Here is a 20,301-nt window from a genome sequence, read left to right as displayed (position 1 = left end):
ATTTCAATTGTGCTTATTAATATGATGATATGCACAATGAAATAAAACCTCGCTACGAAAGCCGCATGCCACTGTATCTGCAAGTGGCCAAGCTCATGCGCCAGAAGATCGAGAGCCAGCAATGGCGTTTCGGGGAGCAGATTCCTACCCTGGACAATCTGGTGGCGCAGTTCGAGGTATCGCGAATTACCTTGCGTGCTGCACTCAATCTGCTGGAAGACAATGGCATTATCCGGCGCACCCGTGGGGTCGGCACGTTTGTTGCCAAAGACCTATCCGAACAGCGCTGGTTCAGGCTGGCCAACAGTTTTGGCGAACTGGTCCAGGCTGTATCGACGCTGAAAATCCGCATGCTGCCAATAGAGCCAGGTGAGCGCGCGCCCGATCCGGCTTTCGGCTTTGATGGCAACAGTGCGGCCTATCAGCGATTGCGTCGGGTGCATTACCGCGAAAACACACCTTATTGCCTTATTGATATCTATCTGGACAAGACGATTTTCGATAGTGATCCGGAAGGCTTTCGCACTGCACCGGTTGTACCGCAGCTGGCTCAGCGGCCAGATATCAGCATTCACCAGGCCCGGCAGATTATGCGTATCACCGTATCCGATAAAGAGACGGCGTCGCATTTGAACATTGGCGTGGGGGACCCGATTGCCGATGTCTGCCGCGTATTCAAGGATCCGTCGGACACAATCCTGTATTACGCGCATATTCAGTATCCCGCGCAGCTGATTCAGATTGACACCGATCTGCTGCAAAACGATATCGCCCATAACCAGTATTGAGGTCACTGAACGCTGCACCCAAAAAACATATGGAGACAAGGATGGCAAAAGCCACAAGAAGCAGCAACCGGTTGGGCAATCTGGCCTGGTCCGTTTTTCCGTTTATCTGCCTGATCGCAGTCTGGATGCTTGTACACGCGTCGGGCTGGATCAGCCCGGCATTGCTGCCGTCGCCACTGGAAGTGCTGCAGACGTTCTGGACGCATCTGACCCAGGGTGGGCTGCTGGTGAATATGGCCATGTCTATCCAGCGCGTGGTGGGCGGGCTGCTGCTGGGTATGTTGCTGGCGGTGCCTATCGGCTTTCTGATCGGCTGGTACAAGCCCATACGGCGTTTTGTCGACCCACTGGTCAATTTCTTTCGCGCCCTGCCGCCCATCGCGCTTATTCCACTTGTGATTGTGTACTTCGGCATTGGCGAAATGGCCAAAATTGCCATTCTTTTTTATGCCTCCTTTTTTGCGGCCGTCATTGTGATGTATGAAGGCATGAATCAGATCAGCCCTGTGTATATCCGCGTGGCCAAAACGCTGGGTGCCACGGATATGGAAATATTCCTCAAAGTCATGGTGCCCATGACCGTGCCCCACATGCTGACTGCGCTCAGGGTAGCGCTGGGCGTGGCATGGGCAACACTGGTCGCGGCTGAACTGGTGGCGGCCCAGGAAGGCCTGGGTGCGATGATACAAAACGCCTCGGCATTCTTTGATCTGCGCGCCATTTATGTGGGGATCATTTGCATTGGCGCCATTGCGCTTTTGATGGATGTGGCCATTCGCAAATTATCGAACCGATTGATCAGTTGGCAGGACAGGGCCGGGGAGTAGACATGCAGACAAACAAAGAACGGATCGTTTTCGACAATGTTTCCATGCAGTTTGATACACCGGGCGGTGTACTGCAAGTTGTCCGGGATATGTCCTTTAGCGTCAACCAGGGCGATTTCATTTCACTTGTGGGGCCATCCGGTTGTGGCAAGACCACCCTTATGAATATGGCCGCAGGATTTGTCAAACCCACCCGCGGCGCGGTCATGCTCGATGGCAAGCCGATTGAACAACCAGGCCCGGATCGGGGCGTCATGTTTCAGGAGTATGGCGTTTTCCCCTGGCTGACAGTCGAGCAGAATATTGCATTTGGCTTAAACCTGAAAGTAAGCAAGCACCTGAATGCCGCAGACAAGAACGAGATTGTTGATCGTTATCTGAGCCTGATGGGGCTGGCTGATTTTCGCAAGGCGTTTCCGAAAACACTGTCGGGCGGCATGAAGCAGCGCCTGGCGCTTGCACGTACCTATGCGGTGCGCCCCGAATTTGTCCTGATGGACGAACCGTTTGGAGCGCTGGATGCGCAGACCCGCAGCGCAATGCACGATCTGCTGCTGGATGTGCTGTACGCAGAAGGCAAAACGGTCATGCTGATTACACACTCGGTGGAAGAAGCTCTGTATCTTTCCAATAAGGTGCTGATTATTTCTGCACGCCCCTCGCGCATTCGGGAGGTGATCGACATCCCCTTTGCCTATCCTCGCCATCGATCGCTGCAGGAAACACCGGAATTTATTGCGCTGCGCGCCCGTATCCACAATAGCGTGATGCAGGAATACGCCGCACAGGAAGCATTGGCAAAGGAAAAACGCGTCGCCTAGGCGCACTGGCTGTCCAATACCAAAGGAGGTAGTTGCTATGAAACGTAGAACTTTTATCAAGATGGCGGCCGGCACGGCAGCCGTTGGGTTACATGCGTCACCCGTTTTCGCTCAAAGCAGTACTAAAGTCAAGGTCGGCTATCTGCATACCCTGGCCGTAGATGGCCAGATCTGGCTGGCCGAGGACATGGGTATCTGGAAGAAGAACGGGCTGCAGATGGAGTTCATTCAATTTCAGACCGGCCTGGAGCTGTTTCAGGCCATGAGCGGCGGCAGTATCGACGTACTGAGCACCGGCGCCGTCATGTCCAATTTCCCTGCTCGCGGACAAGGCAAAGTTTTTCTGATGAACGACGTGGAGTTTGCCACGGCGCAGTTGTGGGTGCATCCGGATATGGGGGTAAACTCGATCGCTGATCTCAAAGGCAAGCAGATATCCACCACCACAGGCACGACCGCGCATGTGTTCCTGGACAATGCCCTGCGCAAAAACGGACTGGATCCAAAGAAGGATGTGAAAATCATCAACCAGCGCATGCAGGATGCGGTGACTGCCTTTATTTCCAAAGCGGTGCCAGCCATTGCCTTATGGGTTCCGTTCAACATTCCCATTCGCAACAAAGTGCCTGGCGCAAAAATGCTGGTAGATGCCTCCAAGTTTTACCCTGAAGCGGCCATCATGGGCGGTTGGGCGGCGCGCAACGATTATTATGACAAGAACAAGGACGTACTGGAAAAGATTATCCGCGGCTGGGCCGAGGCCAATGACTATCTGATTGCCAATACCGACAAGGCGCTGGCGGCAATTCAGGCAAAACATTATCCCCAGGTGCCGTTGGCAGACATCAAGGAACAGTATGCGGCCCAGAAGATGTTTACTTCCGCGGAATGGGCCAAGTTGTATGCTGACGGTTCCGTCACCAAATGGCTGCAGCGCGTCAGCGATTTCTTCATTGATTTTGCCAGCATTCCGAACGCCACACCGGCTGCCCAATACTTTGATCCCAAGCTTTATCTGAACGTTATCAAATCATGAGTCAAATGAGTGAACAACGGCCGATACAACATTCCGGCGCCTACGATTATATTGTCGTAGGCGCAGGTTCGGCCGGCTGCGTCCTGGCCAATCGCCTGTCAGCCAACCCTGCCGTTCGTGTGCTGTTGCTCGAAGCGGGTAAACCAAATAAAAACTTCTGGCTTCACCTGCCGGTCGGCTATTTCAAAACCATTTACGATACCCGTTTTTCCCGCCTTTTCGACACTGAGCCGTGTGAAGGCACGGCAGGCAGAAGTATTATCTGGCCGCGCGGGCGTGTGCTGGGCGGGTCCAGTTCCATCAATGGCCTGCTGTATATTCGAGGCCAGCATCAGGACTACGACGACTGGGCCGCCAAGGGCGCCACCGGCTGGGATTATCAGTCGGTATTGCCTTTCTTCAAACGCTCCGAAGGCTACGAACATGGCGAAAGCCAATATCACGGTGGCGATGGCGAACTGGGCGTATCCGATCTGAAGAACGACCATCCTTACTGTCAGGCGTGGCTGGACGCCGGGCAGCAGTTCGGGCTGCCCTTAAACCCAGATTTCAATGGCGCCACCGAATTCGGCGTAGGCGCCTATCAGCTGAGCATGAAAAACGGCTGGCGCTCCAGCGCGGCCACCGCGTTTCTGCGTCCGGTTCAGGCCCGTGCCAACCTCACTGTGCTGACCGACGCGCACCTGACCCGTGTTCTGTTCAACGGTACTACAGCCACTGGGGTGCAGTGGCTGCAACATGGCGCCGTCTATCAGGCACAGGCGGATGCCGAAGTGATTCTGTCGGCCGGCGCCGTGCAGTCTCCGCAAATATTGCAGTTGTCGGGCGTAGGTCCGAAAGCGCTGCTGGAAAAGCATGGCATCCCGGTAGTCTTCGATGCGCCTGAAGTGGGAGAAAATCTGAAAGACCACTACCAGGCGCGCACGATTGTTCGTCTGAAAAAGAAAATGTCGCTCAATAATGACGTGCGCAATCCGCTGAAACTGGCTGCCATGGGCCTGCAATGGGCGTTCAGGCACGCGGGCCCGCTTACCGTGGGCGCGGGACAGGTCGGCGGATTCGCAAAAACACAATACGCGACCGACGATCGCTCAGATATGCAATTTAACGTGATGCCCTTATCGGTAGACAAACCCGGCACCCCGTTGCACGCCTACCCCGGCTTTACCGCCTCGGCCTCGCAGTGCCGACCGGTATCACGAGGCAGGCTGCAGATCCGCAGCGCCGATCCATTGGCCCCGCCCGGTATTGAAACCCGTTATCTGAGCGAAGAGATCGATCGCCAGACGCTGGCCGCCGGGCTGGAAATGTTGCGAGACATCTATAACCAGCCGGCTTTCCGCGATCTGATCGACACCGAAGTGCTACCCGGTAGCGATCGCCAATCGCGTGAAGGCATGATTGCATTCGCACGTGAATGCGGTGGCACGGTTTTTCATGCCGTTGGCTCCTGCCGCATGGGCTCGGACACACTTGCAGTGGTCGACCCCATGCTCAGGGTCCAGGGTGTACAACGTCTGCGGGTAATCGATGCGTCTGTCATGCCCGACATAGTCTCGGCCAATACCAACGCCGCCTCGATCATGATCGGCGAAAAAGGCGCGGATCTGATCCTGAACGCAAAACGCTAGCGCGCCGGCAAAAATCTCAATTGCAATACAAGGATAATCATGCAGGACACCGATAGCCAAAGCACTGGTTACAGCACGCTGGGCAACCGCAAGGATGCCGCTCTGCAATTGCAGCCGATCAAGCTGGCACACGTGGATGCGCTGGTTTTTCGCGCCCCCGTCAGTGAGCCGGTGCAGACCTCTTTTGGCATTATGTACGATCGGCCGGCAGTGCTGGTGCGAATGCAAAGCCACGATGGCCTGGTTGGCTGGGGCGAAATATGGTGCAATTTTCCCAGTGTCGGCGCCGAACATCGCGCCCGTATTCTGCAGTCATGTATTGCACCGATATTGCTTGAGCGCACCTGGGACAACCCCAGGCAGGCATTTCAGACCTTGCACCAGCGCCTGCATGTGCTGGGCATACAGAGCGGCGAGCCAGGCACGCTGGCGCAGGCCATCGCCGGCGCCGACATCGCCCTGTGGGACCTGGCGGCAAGGCAGGTGGGCAAACCGTTGTGGCAGCTATTGGGCGGCACATCAGAGATTGCCGTTTACGCTTCCGGCATCAGCCCCAGCGATCCTGAAAAACTGGCCCAGGCCAAGCAGCAGGAAGGCTATCGCGCCTTCAAACTAAAAGTGGGATTCGGTCGCGATCGCGATATCGGCAACCTGCGCAGCCTGCGCGAGCTGCTGGGACCGGACACGCCTTTGATGGTAGATGCGAACCAGGCCTGGTCTGCGGACGAGGCGCAGCACATGGCCAGGCTTCTTGCACCCTTTGCGCCCGACTGGCTGGAAGAGCCGATGACGGCCGATTCATCGCTGGGCGCCTGGCAGCAACTGGCTGCAGCCAGCGACATTGCCCTTGCCGGCGGCGAGAATATCCGGGGAGAGGCCAATTTCCGCGACATCGTTGATTCCGGCGCTTTCGGCGTGATCCAGCCCGATCTGGGCAAATGGGGCGGCTTCAGTGGCTGCGTACCGGTTGGCCATTATGCCGTCGCCCACCAGCGTCTGTTCTGCCCACACTGGCTGGGCGGCGGCATCGGCCTGGTGGCCTCCATGCATCTGAAAGCCGGTGTCGGCGGACCGGGCTATGTCGAAGTGGATTCCAATCCGAATCCGCTGCGGGACCTGATCGCCGGGCCTTATCTCAAGCCGAATGAAGGCCGGATATCGCTTTCCGATGAACCCGGAATTGGTATCACACCCGACATGGACCAGCTACGACAATTCCAGTTGAAATATTAAGCCGACAGCTGGCAGAATGTCCATCAAAGATTGATCAGCGCTGCTGCCTTGGCATCTACCGGCGCATCTCCCTGCATGACGATAATGCTGTTGGTCGCAGAAGCGTCAGTTGAACCGGCTTTGGCCGGCGTTCTCAACGGTGCGATCATCGTGCCATTGGCATTGCCTTTCTGATCGGTCTGAAAACTGGCTGCCGGCATCTCTTTGCCATTCAGATAGACGCTATACACGGTCTTGGGCTTCAAACGAAACAGATTAACTTCCAGCGCATCAACCAGCCCAAGGTTGCGCAACACGACAAAACCACGTGCGTCCTCTTTGACCGGCTTCAGGGACAGATTGGCCGGATCACTGTTTACCCGTGGCACCAGATTGTCTTTGCCTTCACCTTGCGCGATGACATTTGAAACATATGCCAACGCCTGTGGCGCCTGGCCAACCGGGATACGCGCCACCACTTTACCGACCACTGGATCAATCACGTCCACGGCATCGCCATTTTCCAGACCGACATAAAGGCGACTGCCATCGTCCGAGCGCCATATGCCATGCGGCAGTGCCCCGGTAGGAATGGTCGACACCAGTTTTGCTTCTTTATCTGTCGTATACACCTTCACCGCATTTTCACCACCCACGGTGACATAGGCAAGGGTCTTCCCGTTCACTTCGGCAAAAGCCAGATGATTGGTGATGAAACCGATATCCGTCACACCGGTCACCTCCAGCGTTTTGGTATCAATACGCGTGACCTTGCCTACATCCTTGTGCGTCATCCAGATCTCCCGGAAATCGGGCGTGAACTGCACGAAAGGCGAAAACGGGCTGACCACGTCGATTTTCTTGACAATTTTGTGGGTCTTCACATCAACCACGGACACTTTTGCCGTGAAGCTGGACACCACAAAGGCAAGTTTGCCATCGGGGGCAAACATAACCATGCCCGGTCCCGGGTCGGTCTGGATACGCCGTTTTTCCTTATAGGTTTTAGGATCGATCACCGAGACGTAGTCTTCGCCACGCACCACCACCCACACTTCGCTGCCATCAGCAGTGAAAAAACCTTCGTGCGGCGAGCGGCCCACATAGGTTGTGCCCTTCACGGCGTTGGTCGCCGTATCGATAAAGGTAACGGAATTGGAACCATTAGATACCACAACCAGTGTCTTGTGATCCGGCGAGAAGCCCATGCCATGCACGTTGATCTGCCCCTTGTACAAGGGGGAAAGCAGGTCTGGGCGCGGATTGCCCAGCTTGATCTGGCCAAGCAGGGTATTGGTGGCCGGATCGATCACCGATACGGTATTGCTGTTCTGATCCGCGGTGTATACGCGATCATGCGATGAAGGCAATGCGGCAACGGTACTGCCATAAAAAACGGTGGCCGTCAGCGCAGCAAGTGCAGAGTAGTTTTTCATACTGAATTCGCTTATAAAGTTCGTTGAAAATGTGATAACGGAATGCGCTGCTCGCATCATTCAGAAGTGTTAGCGGCATGTTTCTGCAGAAAAGTCTGCATCACATTGATCTCGTTTTGCTGTTCGGCAATAATGCCCAGCGCCAGATTCCGAAGGCCGGTATCCTTGGAATACAACAACACGGCTTTGGCCATATCCACTGCACCCTGATGATGGGGTATCATCATCGTGACAAAGTCGTGCTCGGCATTGCCGTTCATGGGGGCCTGCAGCATTCCATAATCCATCACCGCCATGGCATCGTTCATTAAAGCGTCAAAGGATTTGGCGGTGCTCGCGACAAAAGCAGGTGGTTTGGCATTGGTCTTTGTTGAACTGGTTTCGGACGAGGCAGATCCATGGTGGGCATGCCCGGCGTGCGCATGGGCAAAGGCGCCCGACAAGCCCAGGCACAGACTTAGGGCGGCAGCGACAGTGCGTGCTCTGGCAGGCAACGCATTAAACTGAATAGGCGACATATCACAGTCCTTAATCATTAGGGGTTTCAAAGCAGGCGTCGGCCTTGCAATATCATCGTTGTGATAGCCAAAGCCTTCAGATGCATCGTAACGATCGGCTCCTGTCAGCAACATGGCTTTTTGATGACATTTTTGTCATGAACCGCTTAAGATAACGTGGTACGATTTTCTGCCCAATCCCGTGGAACCGACCGTGACTATTCTCGTTATTGAAGACGACTCAAAAACCGGTGATTACCTCAGAAAAGGCCTGCTTGAATCGGGCTATGCCGTCGATCTCGCCCGCAATGGCCTGGACGGCTTGCATCTGGCCCAGACACAGAACTATGATCTGGTCATTCTGGATGTGATGCTGCCCGGCAAAGACGGCTGGCAAGTCATGCGCGAGCTGCGGCGCGAGCGCGATGTGCCCGTTATATTCCTGACCGCCCGCGACCAGGTACATGACCGGATTCACGGCCTGCAACTTGGCGCCGACGATTATCTGGTCAAACCGTTTTCATTTACCGAACTGGTCCTGCGCGTTCGTACGCTGTTGCGGCGTGGCGTCGTGCGTGATTCTGAAGTATTTCAATTGGCGGATCTGCAACTGGATCCCTTGCGGCACAAGGTGACCCGCCAGGGCATCAATATCGTTCTGACCAATAAGGAATTCATGCTTTTGCATTTGCTGATCCGACGACAAGGCGAGGCGTTGTCACGCAGTGATATTGCCTCGCAGGTTTGGGATATGAATTTCGATAGCGATACCAATGTGGTCGATGTCGCCATCAAGCGGCTGCGCGCAAAGATTGACGCCCCATTCGATCGCAAGCTGATCCATACCGTGCGCAGCGTCGGCTATATGTTTTCGGAAGAACCCTGATGCCCGGCAAGCCCCGTTCGCTGGCCATCTGGGCTACGCTGTCGTTTGCGGTGATTTCATGCCTGATTGTCTCTGCACTCGGATTCTATCTCTATTCCTCTGCAAGACAGGCACTGGAAGTACGCGCCGACTACACACTGATCGGCCGCGTTGAACGCTTCCGCACCCTATTGCATGACTTGTACAATGTGCGCCAAATGGAGGAGCGCCCGGCAATTTTTGAAAGCATGCTGGGCAACGAAAAGGACGTACGGATCTTCCAGCGCGAAAACGGCACCCCGTTTATTGTCGTCAACCCTGATCGCATGACGCCCCCAGCCATGACGCCGGTGCCTGTCGGCCAGCGGCTGACCATCAACGCGCTGCATGCCGGAGAACGCGCCGACGGCATCAGGGTGCGCTGGGTATCGGCGCTGGCCGACATTGGCGATCAGGGCGGTACGGTGCGAATCACGGCAGCCTATGTCATGACTCAGGAAGCAGGCCTGCTGCATGATTATCTGCTGCGCGTGATCGGCGCCATTGTACTGGCCGTGCTGCTTACCACACTGCTGGGCTATCTTCTACTCAGGCGGGGTTTGCTGTCTTTGACCAGGATGAGCCAGCTTGCAGCACAGATCACACCATCACAATTGACATTACGCTTTCCCGATACGGGCGTGCCCAGCGAACTGCATCAGCTTGCGATTGCTTTTAATGCGATGCTCGATAGACTCCAGGGTGGCTTTGAACATCTGTCTCAGTTCTCAGCCGACCTGGCGCACGAGTTGCGGACACCGGTAAACATCCTGATGGGGCAGACGCAGGTCGCGTTGGGAAGAGCTCGGACAAAAGAAGAATATGAACAGTTGCTGGAGTCCAATCTGGAGGAACTCGATCGTATTGCGCATATCATCGAGAACATTCTATTCCTGTCTCGCGCTGATCACGCCACGATAGCCATCGAACGCGCGCCACTGGCCCTGGCCAGGGAACTGCACAAGATAGCCGAGTACTTTGAAGGGCCCGCTCAGGAGCGGGGCATGCAGCTGCACGTCAGTGCCGATGGCGCCGTGCTGGCCAACACCGTCATGTGGCGTCGCGCCGTCAACAATCTTGTGATCAACGCCATACGCTATGGCAGGCCCGGCACGCCCATACAGCTATCTGCGCATGCTGACCAGTCAGGCTGCACGGTGACGATCGAGAATACGGGCGAACCGGTATCCCAGATCCAGGCCGAGCGCATGTTCGACCGCTTTTATCGTGGTGATCAATCGCGCAATGAATATACCGAATCGAACGGCCTGGGTCTTGCGCTGGTCAAAGCCATCATGGCCCTGCATGGTGGCACCGCAACGGTGCTCGCCATGCCAGATGGACAGATACGCTTCGCACTGCAGTTTCCTGCATTGTCACAAACGTGATTCGATTGCGAGAACTGCACCGGCGGTGCATACCCGACTGCAGGACCTCGTCAGGATACGGCGAGCAGATATTGTGTCGCAGTAACGCCAGCGCCGTGCGGCCGTCGATAGCATAAAGCCGACACAACGACACCAGACAATTGCATGAAGTGACTTGCCGCAGAGCCTGTGCCCCCGCAGGAGGCATCCCGTTAGAACGTGCCGGTATACATACCACCGTCAATCAGCATGTTCTGGCCCGTGATATAACCGGCTTGCTGGCTGCACAAAAAGGCGCACAGGGCGCCGAATTCGTCAGGGTGGCCAAAACGCTTGGCTGGTACGACGGCCTGCTGGGCCTGTCTGATCGTGTCCATGTCCTTGCCTGATTTGGCAGCCGTCACTTTGATGTTGCCTTTCAGGCGATCTGTCGCAAATTTCCCGGGCAGAATATTGTTAATGGTCACGCCCTTTTCCGCGATGCTCGAGCGCGCTACACCGGCAACAAATCCTGTGAGGCCCGAGCGTGCACCGTTGGACAGCCCCAGAATATCAATGGGTGCTTTCACGGCGCTTGAAGTGATATTGACGATACGCCCGAAGCCGCGTGATGCCATACCATCGACGGTGGCCCTGATCAGTTCGATTGGTGTCAGCATATTGGCGTCAATCGCCTTTATCCATGCGTCACGCTCCCATTCACGAAAGTCGCCCGGCGGAGGTCCACCTGCATTGGTAACCACAATATCGAAATCCTTGCCAGGACCGCCTGCGGCACCGAATACCGCCTCGCGTCCTTCGACAGTTGTGATATCGCAGGCAATGGAAATAACTTTTGCCGCAGCAAACCCATCGCGTTTAGCCGCGGTATCGGCCAGAGCAGCCAATTCACTTGCTGCGGCTTGCAGCACCTCGGCGCGCCTTGCATTAATGACCACATTGACGCCGTTATCCACCAGCGCCTTGGCGCATCCAAAACCCAGCCCTTTGCTGGCGCCACAAACCAGGGCCCACTTGCCCGCTATTTCCAGATTCATACCTGCTTCCTTTTCATGCTATTGATATCATTTACGTTATTCAATCTGCACAGGGCAAAAGCGACAGATGTGCAGAGCATGGGAAATCATAAACGAAATAGGCGATCAATACTTGCGTGGCCAGACAGGCCGTAAAGATGAGAAGATCTGGCGTCAAGCAACCATCGGTAACCTGGGCTTTCGACAAACGTAAGCGCCAACCGGCTGTCGTGACAACGCAACCGTGCGCGCACACCACTGGTGCGCTTTGATCTGAATTGTATTCACAGCCGATCAATTTATGATATTTTATGGTGCATGAGCTCGTTGGCGAGCCGATCCGGAACGAACAGGTACGAACCAATATTTAATTAATCGATCAATTATGAAAAAAACAGAGCAGCTTGCAAAAAAAACCTCAGTACGACGGCCCCGAAAAATCAATGGCCCCGGTCGTCCCGAAGGGGCGAGTGTTGTGCGGGACGAAATCCTGGATGCAGCCGAAGTCATCTTTTCAGACAAGGGTTATGCGGGGACGGCATTGCGAGAGATTGCCGACCAGGCAAATGTGACTCAGGCATTGATCAGCTATTATTTCGGTTCCAAATTCGGACTTTTCCAGGCCGTGTTTTTGCGCAGGAGCGAACTGGTCTCGCGGGAACGCCTGGAACGCCTTGAAGCGCTGGAAAGGCAGAAGACTCCTCAAGTTAAGGATATTGTAAGAACGTTTCTGGAGCCGGTGCTGTCGTTGCGAAGTACCTTCCAGGGGCGCGCATTTCTCCGGTTGCAGGCCAGGCTTCATACCGAGCCGTCAGAAATTTCCTACTCGCTTCGGTCCGAGGCCTATGGTGGTTCAACCCAGCGCTATGTTGCAGTACTGAGAAAAGCATTGCCCAAACTGAGTGAACTGGATGCCTGCTGGCGAGTAACCTTCATGATCGGCACCTATTTATATGCGTTTTCCGACACGCACAGGATGCAGGAAATGACGCCCAAAGGACTTTACGATGTCAATGATACGGACGAGTTGATCGACCAGGTAACCCGGTTCATGGTTGGCGGATTGGAGGCACAATAAAGCATCAGCGCTGGCTCTTGCGGTGGCCTTGGGTGGCCACCAACCAGCTAAGCCGCGCGTCAACTGCCCAGCACGGCCTGGCTGCAAAGTGCAAGCGCAGCCAGCCGGTCCATCACCATGGCATATTTCTGCTGCATATCAAACAAACTGGCGTCATGTGGCCCAATGGCGCGATCGCCCACACAATCGGCCACCACTAGCGGTGTGAAACCCATCGACATGGCATCCACAACGCTGGCACGTACGCAACCGCTGGTCACGCAGCCAGCCACCAGCAGCGTGCTCACGCCGCGCTGCGCAAGCCAGGCTGCCAGCATCGTCCCGAAAAACGCGGACGGGACCGTCTTGCGTACGACCAACTCACCTGCTTGCGGCTGCAGCTCGGGCACAATCGCACTGGCATGACTGTTTTCCCGAAGCGTTAGCATCCCTGGCACTTTACGACTGAAAACATTGTGATCCGCGCCATCATCCGCAAACACGATCCGGCTATGGGCGACAGGCCAGCCGCTGCGTCTTGCGTGTTGCAACAGCGGCTGTGTTGAAGCAATTGCATTTGCGATATTGCCACCGCCAAAAACCCCAGGGTCGGCAAATCCATTGACAAAGTCGACGATAAGCAGGCCAAAGGGCGGCGCCAGATCCACATCTGTACCAAAACCCTGGCGCTTGAACACCTGATTTTCCTCGCTCATTACGCGCTCTCCCGCTGCGTCAGCGTGGACTCAACCACCCTGCCATCGGCAACCACCTGCAGATCGTCCAGATAAACATTGCATCGCCTCATCGGCACATCAATATGGCACGCTGTCGTTCGGCTGCCGCCCGCCTCGTTGTTCGGGCCCAGAGAAAACAGAAAATTGCCGCTTACTGCACGGGCATCCATGCCTATGGTCGCCTCTCTGTCGTATAAGCCCAATGTGGACCAGTAGGCACGTTTCTGCAAACCCCATCCAATATGGGAAATGGCGTAGGCTTCAGGATCGGCAAACGATTCTATGTATTCCGATAGCATTTGCGCCTCAACCCCACCAGTTATGCCGGTCACAAACCCGTTTTTTACGGTCAGGGTGATTGTCTCGCCCACATAGGATTTCATTGGCAGCAGAATATCGCCTTTTGATAGCACGATGGTGCCCTGGGTTTCTCCCTCATTGGGCCAGGTAAAGGTAAAGCCGCTAGGCCAATGATCCCAACGACCCGGCGCATCGACAAAGCCATATTCAGATACGCAGGGGTACTGGCCCAGCGGACAGCGCAAATCGGTTCCTGCTGCAGATGTCACGCGCATTTGCCCAGCCTCTTTCAGTAATGCGGCGGCGGCCTGGGTCCGCACATAGTCTTCCTGGGTCGGCTCCATCCGCAAGAGAACCTCCGGCGGCTCCACGGCCAGCAGGATTTTACCGCCTCCTTGCAAAATGTCATGCTGTTCCGGTGAAAACAGCAGCGTCATCAGGTCCAGGACCAGGTCACTTGCCTTTAATGCGGCAATCGCCGGTTTATTGCCGGTAAGCGGCGTCGTGCCAAGATAGGCCAGCGGGTCTCGACTTAACGATTTTTCTGCGTTTACGGGTGGCAGATCCAGGCGGCTGACAATCGCGCCCAACATGGTCGCAGCGGTCAAGGCGCAGCGCAGTGTTTGCGGATGGGTATGATCACTGGTCAGCACAGTAACCGCATCCCCCTTTTTCAGATTTGATAATTTCAGTACATTGATCCACGCCTGGATCAGATCTGTATCGCGCACAGCCATAGTATCTCCCTGTTTCTGCCTTGTAAAATCACGTTCATCAATGGTCCAGAGGATGGCCCAAAAACCCCCCAAAAGCCCGATAAAAACCTGCTTCGTTATCCCAGGGAATCATATGGCCGGCGTCTTTAACCCGCAAGCACTGCATGGACGGCAATAGCTGCCGCAACTGTTCAACCTCGTTATCACGAATGACATCACCCCGCTCCGCTGTCATCAGTAGAACCGGGATATTGATCCGAGCCGCATCGACATGAATGTCATCCGTCTGAAATGCATGAAAGCTTGTCGTGATGGCACGCTCATTGCAGGTATGCAGCCATTGAGCGCGCAGCCGCAGTTGCTCTTCGGTCCAGGTCGGACAGTATTGGCGCATCTGCTCAACGCTTATTCCCCGCTGTGCCTGCCTGATCGAATCCACATACCAGGCAAGGTTTGCCGGATATGGGCGCCGGCCCGGGCCGGAAACCGGTGGGTCCACCGCGACCAAACGCGTCAGTCCTGCGGGCCGCTGTCCCGCCACGCGTATGCCAATACGCCCGCCCATGGAGTGCCCGACGATCGAGTACGTCGGCAGGTTCAGCCCCTGCACGAAGGCAATGACATCGGCTGCCATTGCATCAAGGCTGTAATCCAGCTCGTCATTGGCCTGACTCAACCCCCGGCCTCTAGCATCCAGCACGTAAGTGTCGAAATACCGTCCCAGCCGCTCTGCGACAAAACGCCATGTTTCAACCGGGCTGGTAATACCTGGAATCACGATTACCGGATCACGTTCAGCCCGGCCATCAGTCTGTCCGCCAAAACGCAGATAGTGCTGACGTATGTCATTGGCCCAAACGTGGGCGCCATAAAGATAAGTATTTGTCATCGAATTTGTTTCCTGGTGTTCATGGCAAAGTAAAAGCCTGCTCAGCATCGATCGCGTCGTTGCTGCACCCTCACATTTTTCACACAATTAACAACGCATTTGAATGTGTGCCGACGCATTCTCATGCAACCGTTTCCATCGTGCCGATACGCTCTTTGCAACGGGTCGCGTCGTATTCATAAACCCATTCGGCCTTGATGCCGACAGCGTTGGGATTTTCAGCCTGTTGCTTTTTGAGCGCCTCGTCACGTGCCCGTTGCTCTTCAGGCGAGGACAGATGGTACGTACGGCCGCGCTCGCGTGCTTCAAGCTGAACCCGTGCTGTACGTGCAAGCCGTTCGGCTTCATAGCACCTGAGGGCTGCTTCATGATCTGCCGGAAAGTGAGCAATCATCTCGGCCAGCACGAAAGCATCTTCCAGCGCCATGGCTGCACCCTGTGACAAAAAGGGCAGCATTGGATGCGCCGCGTCCCCAAGCAGCGTCACCCGGCCTTTGGCCCATTGCTTCATGGGATCCCGGTCAAAGAGTCCCCATTTGAAGGTTTGATCAGGATCGGTGCGCTCCAGCAGGTCGATGATGTTCTGATGCCAACCGTCATAGGCAGCCAGTAACTCTTCGCGCGTACTCGGCTCGGTCCACGACTCTGCAACCCAATCTGCACTTTCGTTGACCGCGACAATATTGACAGCGGCTCCTCCCTTGACGTAGTAAGTAACGATATGAGCCTTGGGACCAAACCAGAATGACGCATCCGGGCTCACAAAAGGCAATGGGTGTTGCTCTACCGGCACCAGTGCACGCCAGCACATATGGCCGGTAAAGCTGGCCTGATCCTTGCCCCAGAGCGAATCGCGCACGGCCGAATGAATGCCGTCGGCCCCCACGATAATATCGGCCTCAAAAGTCGAACCATCATCAAAGTGTGCCGTGGCAGAGTCGGCATTCTGCGTGATACCGATGCAGGTCGTGTTGAATGTCACGTGATCCGAGGCAATGTCCTGGCACAAAATGGCATGCAAGTCCGCACGATGTACATGATGAAAATCGGCTCCGAAATTGTCCCGACACATCTGCTGTAAAGGGGTGCGAAACAGCTCACGTGCATCATCCCAGTTGCGCCCCACCATGGCCTTGGGCAAAAACCCGATCTGGTCAAGGTCCGTCTGCAATCCCAGCGCTCTGAGTACTTTGACCGCGTTCGGCGTCATCTGCACGCCGGCGCCAATTTCGCCAAAGGCAGGCGCGCGCTCAAAAACGCATGCCTCTATACCGTGCTGCTGCAAGGCGCGGGCCAGTGCTGCGCCACCAATACCGCCCCCGATGATTCCTACTTTCAAAGTTTTCGACATACATTCCACTCCAGTTTCAACAACATGTGTAATTGACTACACATTATTTATTAAATAACTAATTAATTAATTTAAAAGATGCGGCACTGCCCGCCACATGCCTGATTGGTCAGGCTCCCAAATATGCGCTCAGCAGCTCAGGATCGTCCAACAGGCCCGCCGCTTCCCTTTCGGCAACCACTTTTCCGGTTTCGTATACATAAGCACGTGTAGAGACCGACAGCGCGTTATACACATTCTGCTCAACCAGGACAACGGTCACTCCATGCGTGTTGATTTCTTTGACAAACTCAAAGACCTCCTCAGCCATGCGCGGACTCAACCCAAGACTGGGTTCATCCAATAGCAACAGTGAGGGCTCCGACATCAAGGCGCGGCCGATTGCCAGCATCTGCTGTTCGCCCCCGCTAAGCGTGCCTGCCAGTTGGCGATGTCTTTCCTTGAGGCGGGAAAATCGGTCATACACCAACGCAACGCGCCGCTCCACTTCTGCCTCTTTTTTACACAGATATGCACCCAAAGTCAGGTTTTCGTATACCGTCATGGTCGGCCAAATATGGCGTTCCTCAGGCGACTGGGCGATGCCTCGGGCGACGATGCGGTCGGCAGAAACACCGGCTATATTATTTCCCTGGTAAATAATCTGCCCTTGCGTGGGCTTGAGCAGCCCGGAAATCGCCCGCAACGTTGTGCTTTTCCCGGCGCCGTTGGCACCGATCAGGGCAATAACCTCTCCCTGTTGAACCATCAGATCGACCCCATGCAATGCCTGGGTCTTTCCGTAGCTGACGTGCAGGTTCCGGATCTCAAGCATCGGGTTTGCCGGTGCACACTTATTATCCAGATCAGACGTCTGTGGCAGCGTGACTGCATTCATGATCGTTCCTTTGCGCTTGCGCCCAGATAGGCTTCCACCACTTTCGCGTTTTTCTGCACCTGCTCCGGTGTTCCCTCGGCCAGCTTCTGACCGAAATGCATGACAACCACACGATCGGATACGCTCATGACCAGCCCCATGTTGTGTTCGACGATCAGAATAGATTCGACCAGATCGCCAATCAATTTTCTTAGCACATTGCCGAACTCCCGGGCCTCGTGGCTATTGAGGCCGGCAGCTGGCTCATCCAGCATCAGAATTCTGGGCTTCGCTGCTAATGCCAGCGCCACCTCCAGTAAACGCAATTCGCCGCAGGACAGCTGGGCTGCAGGTACGTTCATGTGCCGCGACAACCCAATCGTATTGACGATGCGCGCTGCACTGTCGCGGATTGCTGCTTCCGTCTGACGTACCTTTGCTGTAGGAAAAAACGTTTTCCACACCGGCTGGCGTGCCTCCATGTAGTGGCCAGTCAGCACGTTCTCAAATACTGAAAGTGTTTTCAGGATATTGGTTTTCTGAAAGCTGCGTACAATGCCTCGGCGCGCCATGCTATATGGCTTTTCACCGGTTACCTCCTGTTCATCAAAGTGAACCGTCCCGGAGGTTGGAGCATAAAAGCCAGTGATCAGATTGAAACATGTCGTTTTGCCGGCGCCATTGGGTCCGATCAAGCCGACAATTTCTCCGCGATTCACATTGAAACTGATGTCCTTGACTGCATGTATACCGCCGAATGACTTGCACAACCCATTGACCTGCAGTACGCCGCTGGGCTGCCCGTTTTGCGCGTGCGTTTGCATCATGCCGATCTCCTTTTCGTACCACTTACAGGCATGCCCACCGGTGTTGCCTGGCACTGCGCCCGTTTTTCACGATGCCGCGTAACAAATCCCATGATTCCATTGGGCATGAATAGCACAATCGCAATAACGATCAGGCCGAACAATGACAATCGCAATTCCTGTGCTTCTCTAAGATACTCTTCAAGAAACGTGACCAGCAGCGCGCCCACCAATGGGCCGATCAGCGTACCCTTGCCACCGATGAGCACCATCGTGATCATGGTGACCATGAACGCAAACCGGAACATCTCCGGCCCTACAAATGAAATGTAATGCGCATAGAACCCCCCTGCAGTACCACTGAGGAAAGCGCCCAGCACCAGCGCCATCATGGAATAGTTCAGCGGACGAATGCCGATGGACTGCGCAACATACCTGTTTTCCCGGACAGCCACCGCAGCGCGCCCGGCATTGGAGTTCACAAAACGGTATGCCAGATATAAGGCAATCGCCAGCAGCAGCCACGCAATACCGTAATAAAAGTGTTTGCCGGCCAGATTGTCTATCTGTGCCAGAAACGCTGGCTGTGGCACCCCGGCAATGCCCATCGGCCCCTTTGTGACTGCGACCCAGTTGTTGGCAATCAGCCGCAATACTTCCGAAAATGATAGGGTAATGATGACGAAAAACGGCCCGTGCAATCGCAATGTGATGGCGCCGATAATTGTTCCCATGACAGCGGCGCACAACCCGGCAGCAGGGATCGTAGCCCACATTGGCCAGCCTGCCTGGGTCGAAAGCAGTGCTGCCGCATACGCTCCGGTCCCCAGAAATGCCGTATGTCCCAGGGAAAACTCACCAACATAGCCCACCACAAGGTTCAGACTTGTTGCCAATACCGCATAGAACATCACAATGATGGCCACATGCAGAATGTATTGATCGTTTATGACAAATGGCAGTACCGCTGCCAGCAGCATGAATGCCGTCAGGCAATTGCGTTGAATCTTCATGCTCTCTCCGCGCGTTTAACAAACAGTCCATAAGGGCGAAACAGCAGGGTCAGAATCACCAGTATGAAACCGATAATATCCACCCACCCTGTGGCAACGTAGCCGCCCCACAATGCTTCGGCAAGGCCCAGCAGCAAGCCGCCCACGATCGCGCCGGCAAAGCTGCCCATGCCCCCAAGAATGACGACCACAAAGGCTTTCATGCTTACCAATCCGCCGATGGACACCTGGGTGGAATAAATGGAGCCAAGCAGCATTCCCGCCATGGCGGCAATCACCGTTCCCATAGCAAACGTACCGGCATAGATACTGGCGGTACGGATCCCTACCAGTTTTGCAGCCATCGGGTCCTGAAACGTCGCCCGCATCGCACGGCCCAGCCGGGTTTTCTGGATAACCAGATACGTGACAATCATCAAAACGATACTGACCGCAACAGCAAACAGGCGTGCCTTGGTCAGCACGATCGGGCCAAGAAAGAGCGGGCCTCCAGCCATGGGTGATTCTATTTTCAGGGGCGCGGTGCCAACCAGAAGCAAGGCGGTATTGGCCAGGAAAATCGAAAGCCCGATAGTCAACAGAATCCCGGGCTCTTCACCCTGGTCGCGTATTCGCTCAATCAGGAATCGGTCAATCAACCAACCGAACGTGCCCAGTACAACTGCGACAAGCAGCAGGCCTGAAAAGAAATCAAGCCCCAGGCGTGTCGTAGCCCACCACCCCATAACGCCGCCGACCATGTACAATTCACCATGCGCAAAATTGACGACACGCATCAAACCCAGAATGAGTGTCAGACCCAGTGCAGACAATGCATAAAATGACCCGATCACCAGCCCGTTGGCGATAAACTGCGGTAACAACTCCATACCGGTTTCCTTATTTTGTTATCCCGAAATAATTACGGCTTCTCGGTACGAGCCTGAGTGACCACATGTGTCTTGCCTCCCTGGATTTGCACCAGTACGGTATCAAAGCCGTAGCCCTCGCCTTTTTCGGTGAACTGGAATCGTCCGTTAGGCGCTGCATAGTCCGTCTTGT

General features: G+C 55.2%; 20 protein-coding genes. 9 read left to right on the top strand and 11 right to left on the bottom strand.

Features of this window, described 5'->3' with window-relative positions:
• Positions 1 to 65: 65 nt before the first annotated feature.
• The 6 genes from ACTIKR_RS00540 to ACTIKR_RS00515 are packed head-to-tail and all read left to right on the top strand — an operon-like array spanning position 66 to position 6,336.
• Positions 66 to 788, top strand: a complete 723-nt coding sequence (locus tag ACTIKR_RS00540; RefSeq protein WP_193088097.1) for a GntR family transcriptional regulator — start codon at positions 66 to 68, stop codon at positions 786 to 788.
• A gap of 41 nt (positions 789 to 829) precedes the next feature.
• Positions 830 to 1,615 carry an ABC transporter permease gene (locus tag ACTIKR_RS00535; protein ID WP_193088096.1) on the top strand — a complete coding sequence of 262 codons (786 nt, stop codon included), beginning with the start codon at positions 830 to 832 and terminating at the stop codon, positions 1,613 to 1,615.
• A gap of 2 nt (positions 1,616 to 1,617) precedes the next feature.
• Positions 1,618 to 2,436, top strand: a complete 819-nt coding sequence (locus tag ACTIKR_RS00530) for an ABC transporter ATP-binding protein (protein ID WP_442326946.1) — start codon at positions 1,618 to 1,620, stop codon at positions 2,434 to 2,436.
• Between the two features lie 37 nt (positions 2,437 to 2,473).
• Positions 2,474 to 3,472 (top strand): ABC transporter substrate-binding protein, encoded by a 999-nt coding sequence (locus ACTIKR_RS00525; RefSeq protein WP_193088094.1) that lies wholly within the window; start codon positions 2,474 to 2,476, stop codon positions 3,470 to 3,472.
• A 5-nt stretch (positions 3,473 to 3,477) separates the two neighbouring features.
• Entirely contained in the window at positions 3,478 to 5,103 is a 1,626-nt protein-coding gene (locus ACTIKR_RS00520) for a GMC family oxidoreductase (RefSeq protein ID WP_193088093.1), read from the top strand.
• Between the two features lie 39 nt (positions 5,104 to 5,142).
• Positions 5,143 to 6,336 carry a mandelate racemase/muconate lactonizing enzyme family protein gene (locus tag ACTIKR_RS00515; RefSeq protein ID WP_193088092.1) on the top strand — a complete coding sequence of 398 codons (1,194 nt, stop codon included), beginning with the start codon at positions 5,143 to 5,145 and terminating at the stop codon, positions 6,334 to 6,336.
• 23 nt (positions 6,337 to 6,359) lie between these two features.
• Here the strand turns inward: ACTIKR_RS00515 and ACTIKR_RS00510 are convergent, their stop codons facing one another.
• Together ACTIKR_RS00510 and ACTIKR_RS00505 are read right to left on the bottom strand one after the other, a co-directional pair.
• On the bottom strand, positions 6,360 to 7,751 hold the full coding sequence (locus tag ACTIKR_RS00510; RefSeq protein WP_193088091.1) for a YVTN family beta-propeller repeat protein: 1,392 nt from the start codon (positions 7,749 to 7,751) through the stop codon (positions 6,360 to 6,362).
• A gap of 56 nt (positions 7,752 to 7,807) precedes the next feature.
• Complete coding sequence (locus ACTIKR_RS00505) at positions 7,808 to 8,269, bottom strand: DUF305 domain-containing protein (protein ID WP_193088090.1); 462 nt, start codon at positions 8,267 to 8,269, stop codon at positions 7,808 to 7,810.
• A gap of 193 nt (positions 8,270 to 8,462) precedes the next feature.
• Here ACTIKR_RS00505 and ACTIKR_RS00500 point away from each other — a divergent pair, with 193 nt between their 5' ends.
• The gene (locus tag ACTIKR_RS00500; RefSeq protein WP_193088089.1) at positions 8,463 to 9,134 is read left to right on the top strand and encodes a heavy metal response regulator transcription factor; all 672 of its coding nucleotides are present in this window, start codon (positions 8,463 to 8,465) and stop codon (positions 9,132 to 9,134) included.
• Entirely contained in the window at positions 9,134 to 10,540 is a 1,407-nt protein-coding gene (locus tag ACTIKR_RS00495; protein WP_193088088.1) for a heavy metal sensor histidine kinase, read from the top strand. Before ACTIKR_RS00500 ends, ACTIKR_RS00495 begins: the two co-directional genes overlap by 1 nt.
• A gap of 191 nt (positions 10,541 to 10,731) precedes the next feature.
• Here the strand turns inward: ACTIKR_RS00495 and ACTIKR_RS00490 are convergent, their stop codons facing one another.
• Positions 10,732 to 11,556, bottom strand: coding sequence for an SDR family oxidoreductase (locus ACTIKR_RS00490; protein ID WP_442326945.1), 825 nt, complete (start codon positions 11,554 to 11,556; stop codon positions 10,732 to 10,734).
• A gap of 364 nt (positions 11,557 to 11,920) precedes the next feature.
• Here ACTIKR_RS00490 and ACTIKR_RS00485 point away from each other — a divergent pair, with 364 nt between their 5' ends.
• Positions 11,921 to 12,613 carry a TetR/AcrR family transcriptional regulator gene (locus tag ACTIKR_RS00485; RefSeq protein WP_193088086.1) on the top strand — a complete coding sequence of 231 codons (693 nt, stop codon included), beginning with the start codon at positions 11,921 to 11,923 and terminating at the stop codon, positions 12,611 to 12,613.
• Between the two features lie 59 nt (positions 12,614 to 12,672).
• Here ACTIKR_RS00485 and ACTIKR_RS00480 read toward each other — a convergent pair whose 3' ends face one another.
• From ACTIKR_RS00480 to ACTIKR_RS00445, 8 genes are all read right to left on the bottom strand, one after another.
• Positions 12,673 to 13,308 carry an N-carbamoylsarcosine amidohydrolase gene (locus ACTIKR_RS00480; protein ID WP_193088085.1) on the bottom strand — a complete coding sequence of 212 codons (636 nt, stop codon included), beginning with the start codon at positions 13,306 to 13,308 and terminating at the stop codon, positions 12,673 to 12,675.
• Complete coding sequence (locus ACTIKR_RS00475; protein ID WP_193088084.1) at positions 13,308 to 14,366, bottom strand: 2,5-dihydroxypyridine 5,6-dioxygenase; 1,059 nt, start codon at positions 14,364 to 14,366, stop codon at positions 13,308 to 13,310. Before ACTIKR_RS00475 ends, ACTIKR_RS00480 begins: the two co-directional genes overlap by 1 nt.
• A 37-nt stretch (positions 14,367 to 14,403) precedes the next feature.
• Positions 14,404 to 15,234, bottom strand: a complete 831-nt coding sequence (locus ACTIKR_RS00470; RefSeq protein WP_193088083.1) for an alpha/beta fold hydrolase — start codon at positions 15,232 to 15,234, stop codon at positions 14,404 to 14,406.
• Positions 15,235 to 15,355: 121 nt separating this feature from the next.
• Positions 15,356 to 16,585 (bottom strand): FAD-dependent monooxygenase, encoded by a 1,230-nt coding sequence (locus ACTIKR_RS00465; RefSeq protein WP_193088082.1) that lies wholly within the window; start codon positions 16,583 to 16,585, stop codon positions 15,356 to 15,358.
• Between the two features lie 109 nt (positions 16,586 to 16,694).
• The gene (locus ACTIKR_RS00460; RefSeq protein WP_193088272.1) at positions 16,695 to 17,399 is read right to left on the bottom strand and encodes an ABC transporter ATP-binding protein; all 705 of its coding nucleotides are present in this window, start codon (positions 17,397 to 17,399) and stop codon (positions 16,695 to 16,697) included.
• A 59-nt stretch (positions 17,400 to 17,458) separates the two neighbouring features.
• A complete protein-coding gene (locus ACTIKR_RS00455; protein ID WP_193088081.1) occupies positions 17,459 to 18,268 on the bottom strand; it encodes an ABC transporter ATP-binding protein in 810 nt (269 codons plus the stop codon).
• Positions 18,265 to 19,260 carry a branched-chain amino acid ABC transporter permease gene (locus tag ACTIKR_RS00450; protein ID WP_193088080.1) on the bottom strand — a complete coding sequence of 332 codons (996 nt, stop codon included), beginning with the start codon at positions 19,258 to 19,260 and terminating at the stop codon, positions 18,265 to 18,267. The genes ACTIKR_RS00455 and ACTIKR_RS00450 overlap by 4 nt, the downstream gene beginning before the upstream one ends.
• Entirely contained in the window at positions 19,257 to 20,129 is an 873-nt protein-coding gene (locus ACTIKR_RS00445; RefSeq protein WP_193088079.1) for a branched-chain amino acid ABC transporter permease, read from the bottom strand. Before ACTIKR_RS00445 ends, ACTIKR_RS00450 begins: the two co-directional genes overlap by 4 nt.
• Positions 20,130 to 20,301 lie beyond the last annotated feature (172 nt).

This window comes from Advenella sp., assembly GCF_052108595.1.
Taxonomy (GTDB): Bacteria; Pseudomonadota; Gammaproteobacteria; order Burkholderiales; family Burkholderiaceae_B; genus Advenella.
The sequence above is the reverse complement of the archived record's forward strand: the minus strand, read 5'-3'. Positions and strand labels throughout refer to the sequence as shown.

Coding starts and splice junctions, on each gene's coding strand:
- ACTIKR_RS00540 (WP_193088097.1), top strand. CDS start 66: ATGCCACTGTATCTGCAAGTGGCCAAGCTCATGCGCCAGAAGATCGAG.
- ACTIKR_RS00535 (WP_193088096.1), top strand. CDS start 830: ATGGCAAAAGCCACAAGAAGCAGCAACCGGTTGGGCAATCTGGCCTGG.
- ACTIKR_RS00530 (WP_442326946.1), top strand. CDS start 1,618: ATGCAGACAAACAAAGAACGGATCGTTTTCGACAATGTTTCCATGCAG.
- ACTIKR_RS00525 (WP_193088094.1), top strand. CDS start 2,474: ATGAAACGTAGAACTTTTATCAAGATGGCGGCCGGCACGGCAGCCGTT.
- ACTIKR_RS00520 (WP_193088093.1), top strand. CDS start 3,478: ATGAGTGAACAACGGCCGATACAACATTCCGGCGCCTACGATTATATT.
- ACTIKR_RS00515 (WP_193088092.1), top strand. CDS start 5,143: ATGCAGGACACCGATAGCCAAAGCACTGGTTACAGCACGCTGGGCAAC.
- ACTIKR_RS00510 (WP_193088091.1), bottom strand. CDS start 7,751: ATGAAAAACTACTCTGCACTTGCTGCGCTGACGGCCACCGTTTTTTAT.
- ACTIKR_RS00505 (WP_193088090.1), bottom strand. CDS start 8,269: ATGTCGCCTATTCAGTTTAATGCGTTGCCTGCCAGAGCACGCACTGTC.
- ACTIKR_RS00495 (WP_193088088.1), top strand. CDS start 9,134: ATGCCCGGCAAGCCCCGTTCGCTGGCCATCTGGGCTACGCTGTCGTTT.
- ACTIKR_RS00490 (WP_442326945.1), bottom strand. CDS start 11,556: ATGAATCTGGAAATAGCGGGCAAGTGGGCCCTGGTTTGTGGCGCCAGC.
- ACTIKR_RS00485 (WP_193088086.1), top strand. CDS start 11,921: ATGAAAAAAACAGAGCAGCTTGCAAAAAAAACCTCAGTACGACGGCCC.
- ACTIKR_RS00480 (WP_193088085.1), bottom strand. CDS start 13,308: ATGAGCGAGGAAAATCAGGTGTTCAAGCGCCAGGGTTTTGGTACAGAT.
- ACTIKR_RS00475 (WP_193088084.1), bottom strand. CDS start 14,366: ATGGCTGTGCGCGATACAGATCTGATCCAGGCGTGGATCAATGTACTG.
- ACTIKR_RS00470 (WP_193088083.1), bottom strand. CDS start 15,234: ATGACAAATACTTATCTTTATGGCGCCCACGTTTGGGCCAATGACATA.
- ACTIKR_RS00465 (WP_193088082.1), bottom strand. CDS start 16,585: ATGTCGAAAACTTTGAAAGTAGGAATCATCGGGGGCGGTATTGGTGGC.
- ACTIKR_RS00460 (WP_193088272.1), bottom strand. CDS start 17,399: ATGCTTGAGATCCGGAACCTGCACGTCAGCTACGGAAAGACCCAGGCA.
- ACTIKR_RS00455 (WP_193088081.1), bottom strand. CDS start 18,268: ATGATGCAAACGCACGCGCAAAACGGGCAGCCCAGCGGCGTACTGCAG.
- ACTIKR_RS00450 (WP_193088080.1), bottom strand. CDS start 19,260: ATGAAGATTCAACGCAATTGCCTGACGGCATTCATGCTGCTGGCAGCG.
- ACTIKR_RS00445 (WP_193088079.1), bottom strand. CDS start 20,129: ATGGAGTTGTTACCGCAGTTTATCGCCAACGGGCTGGTGATCGGGTCA.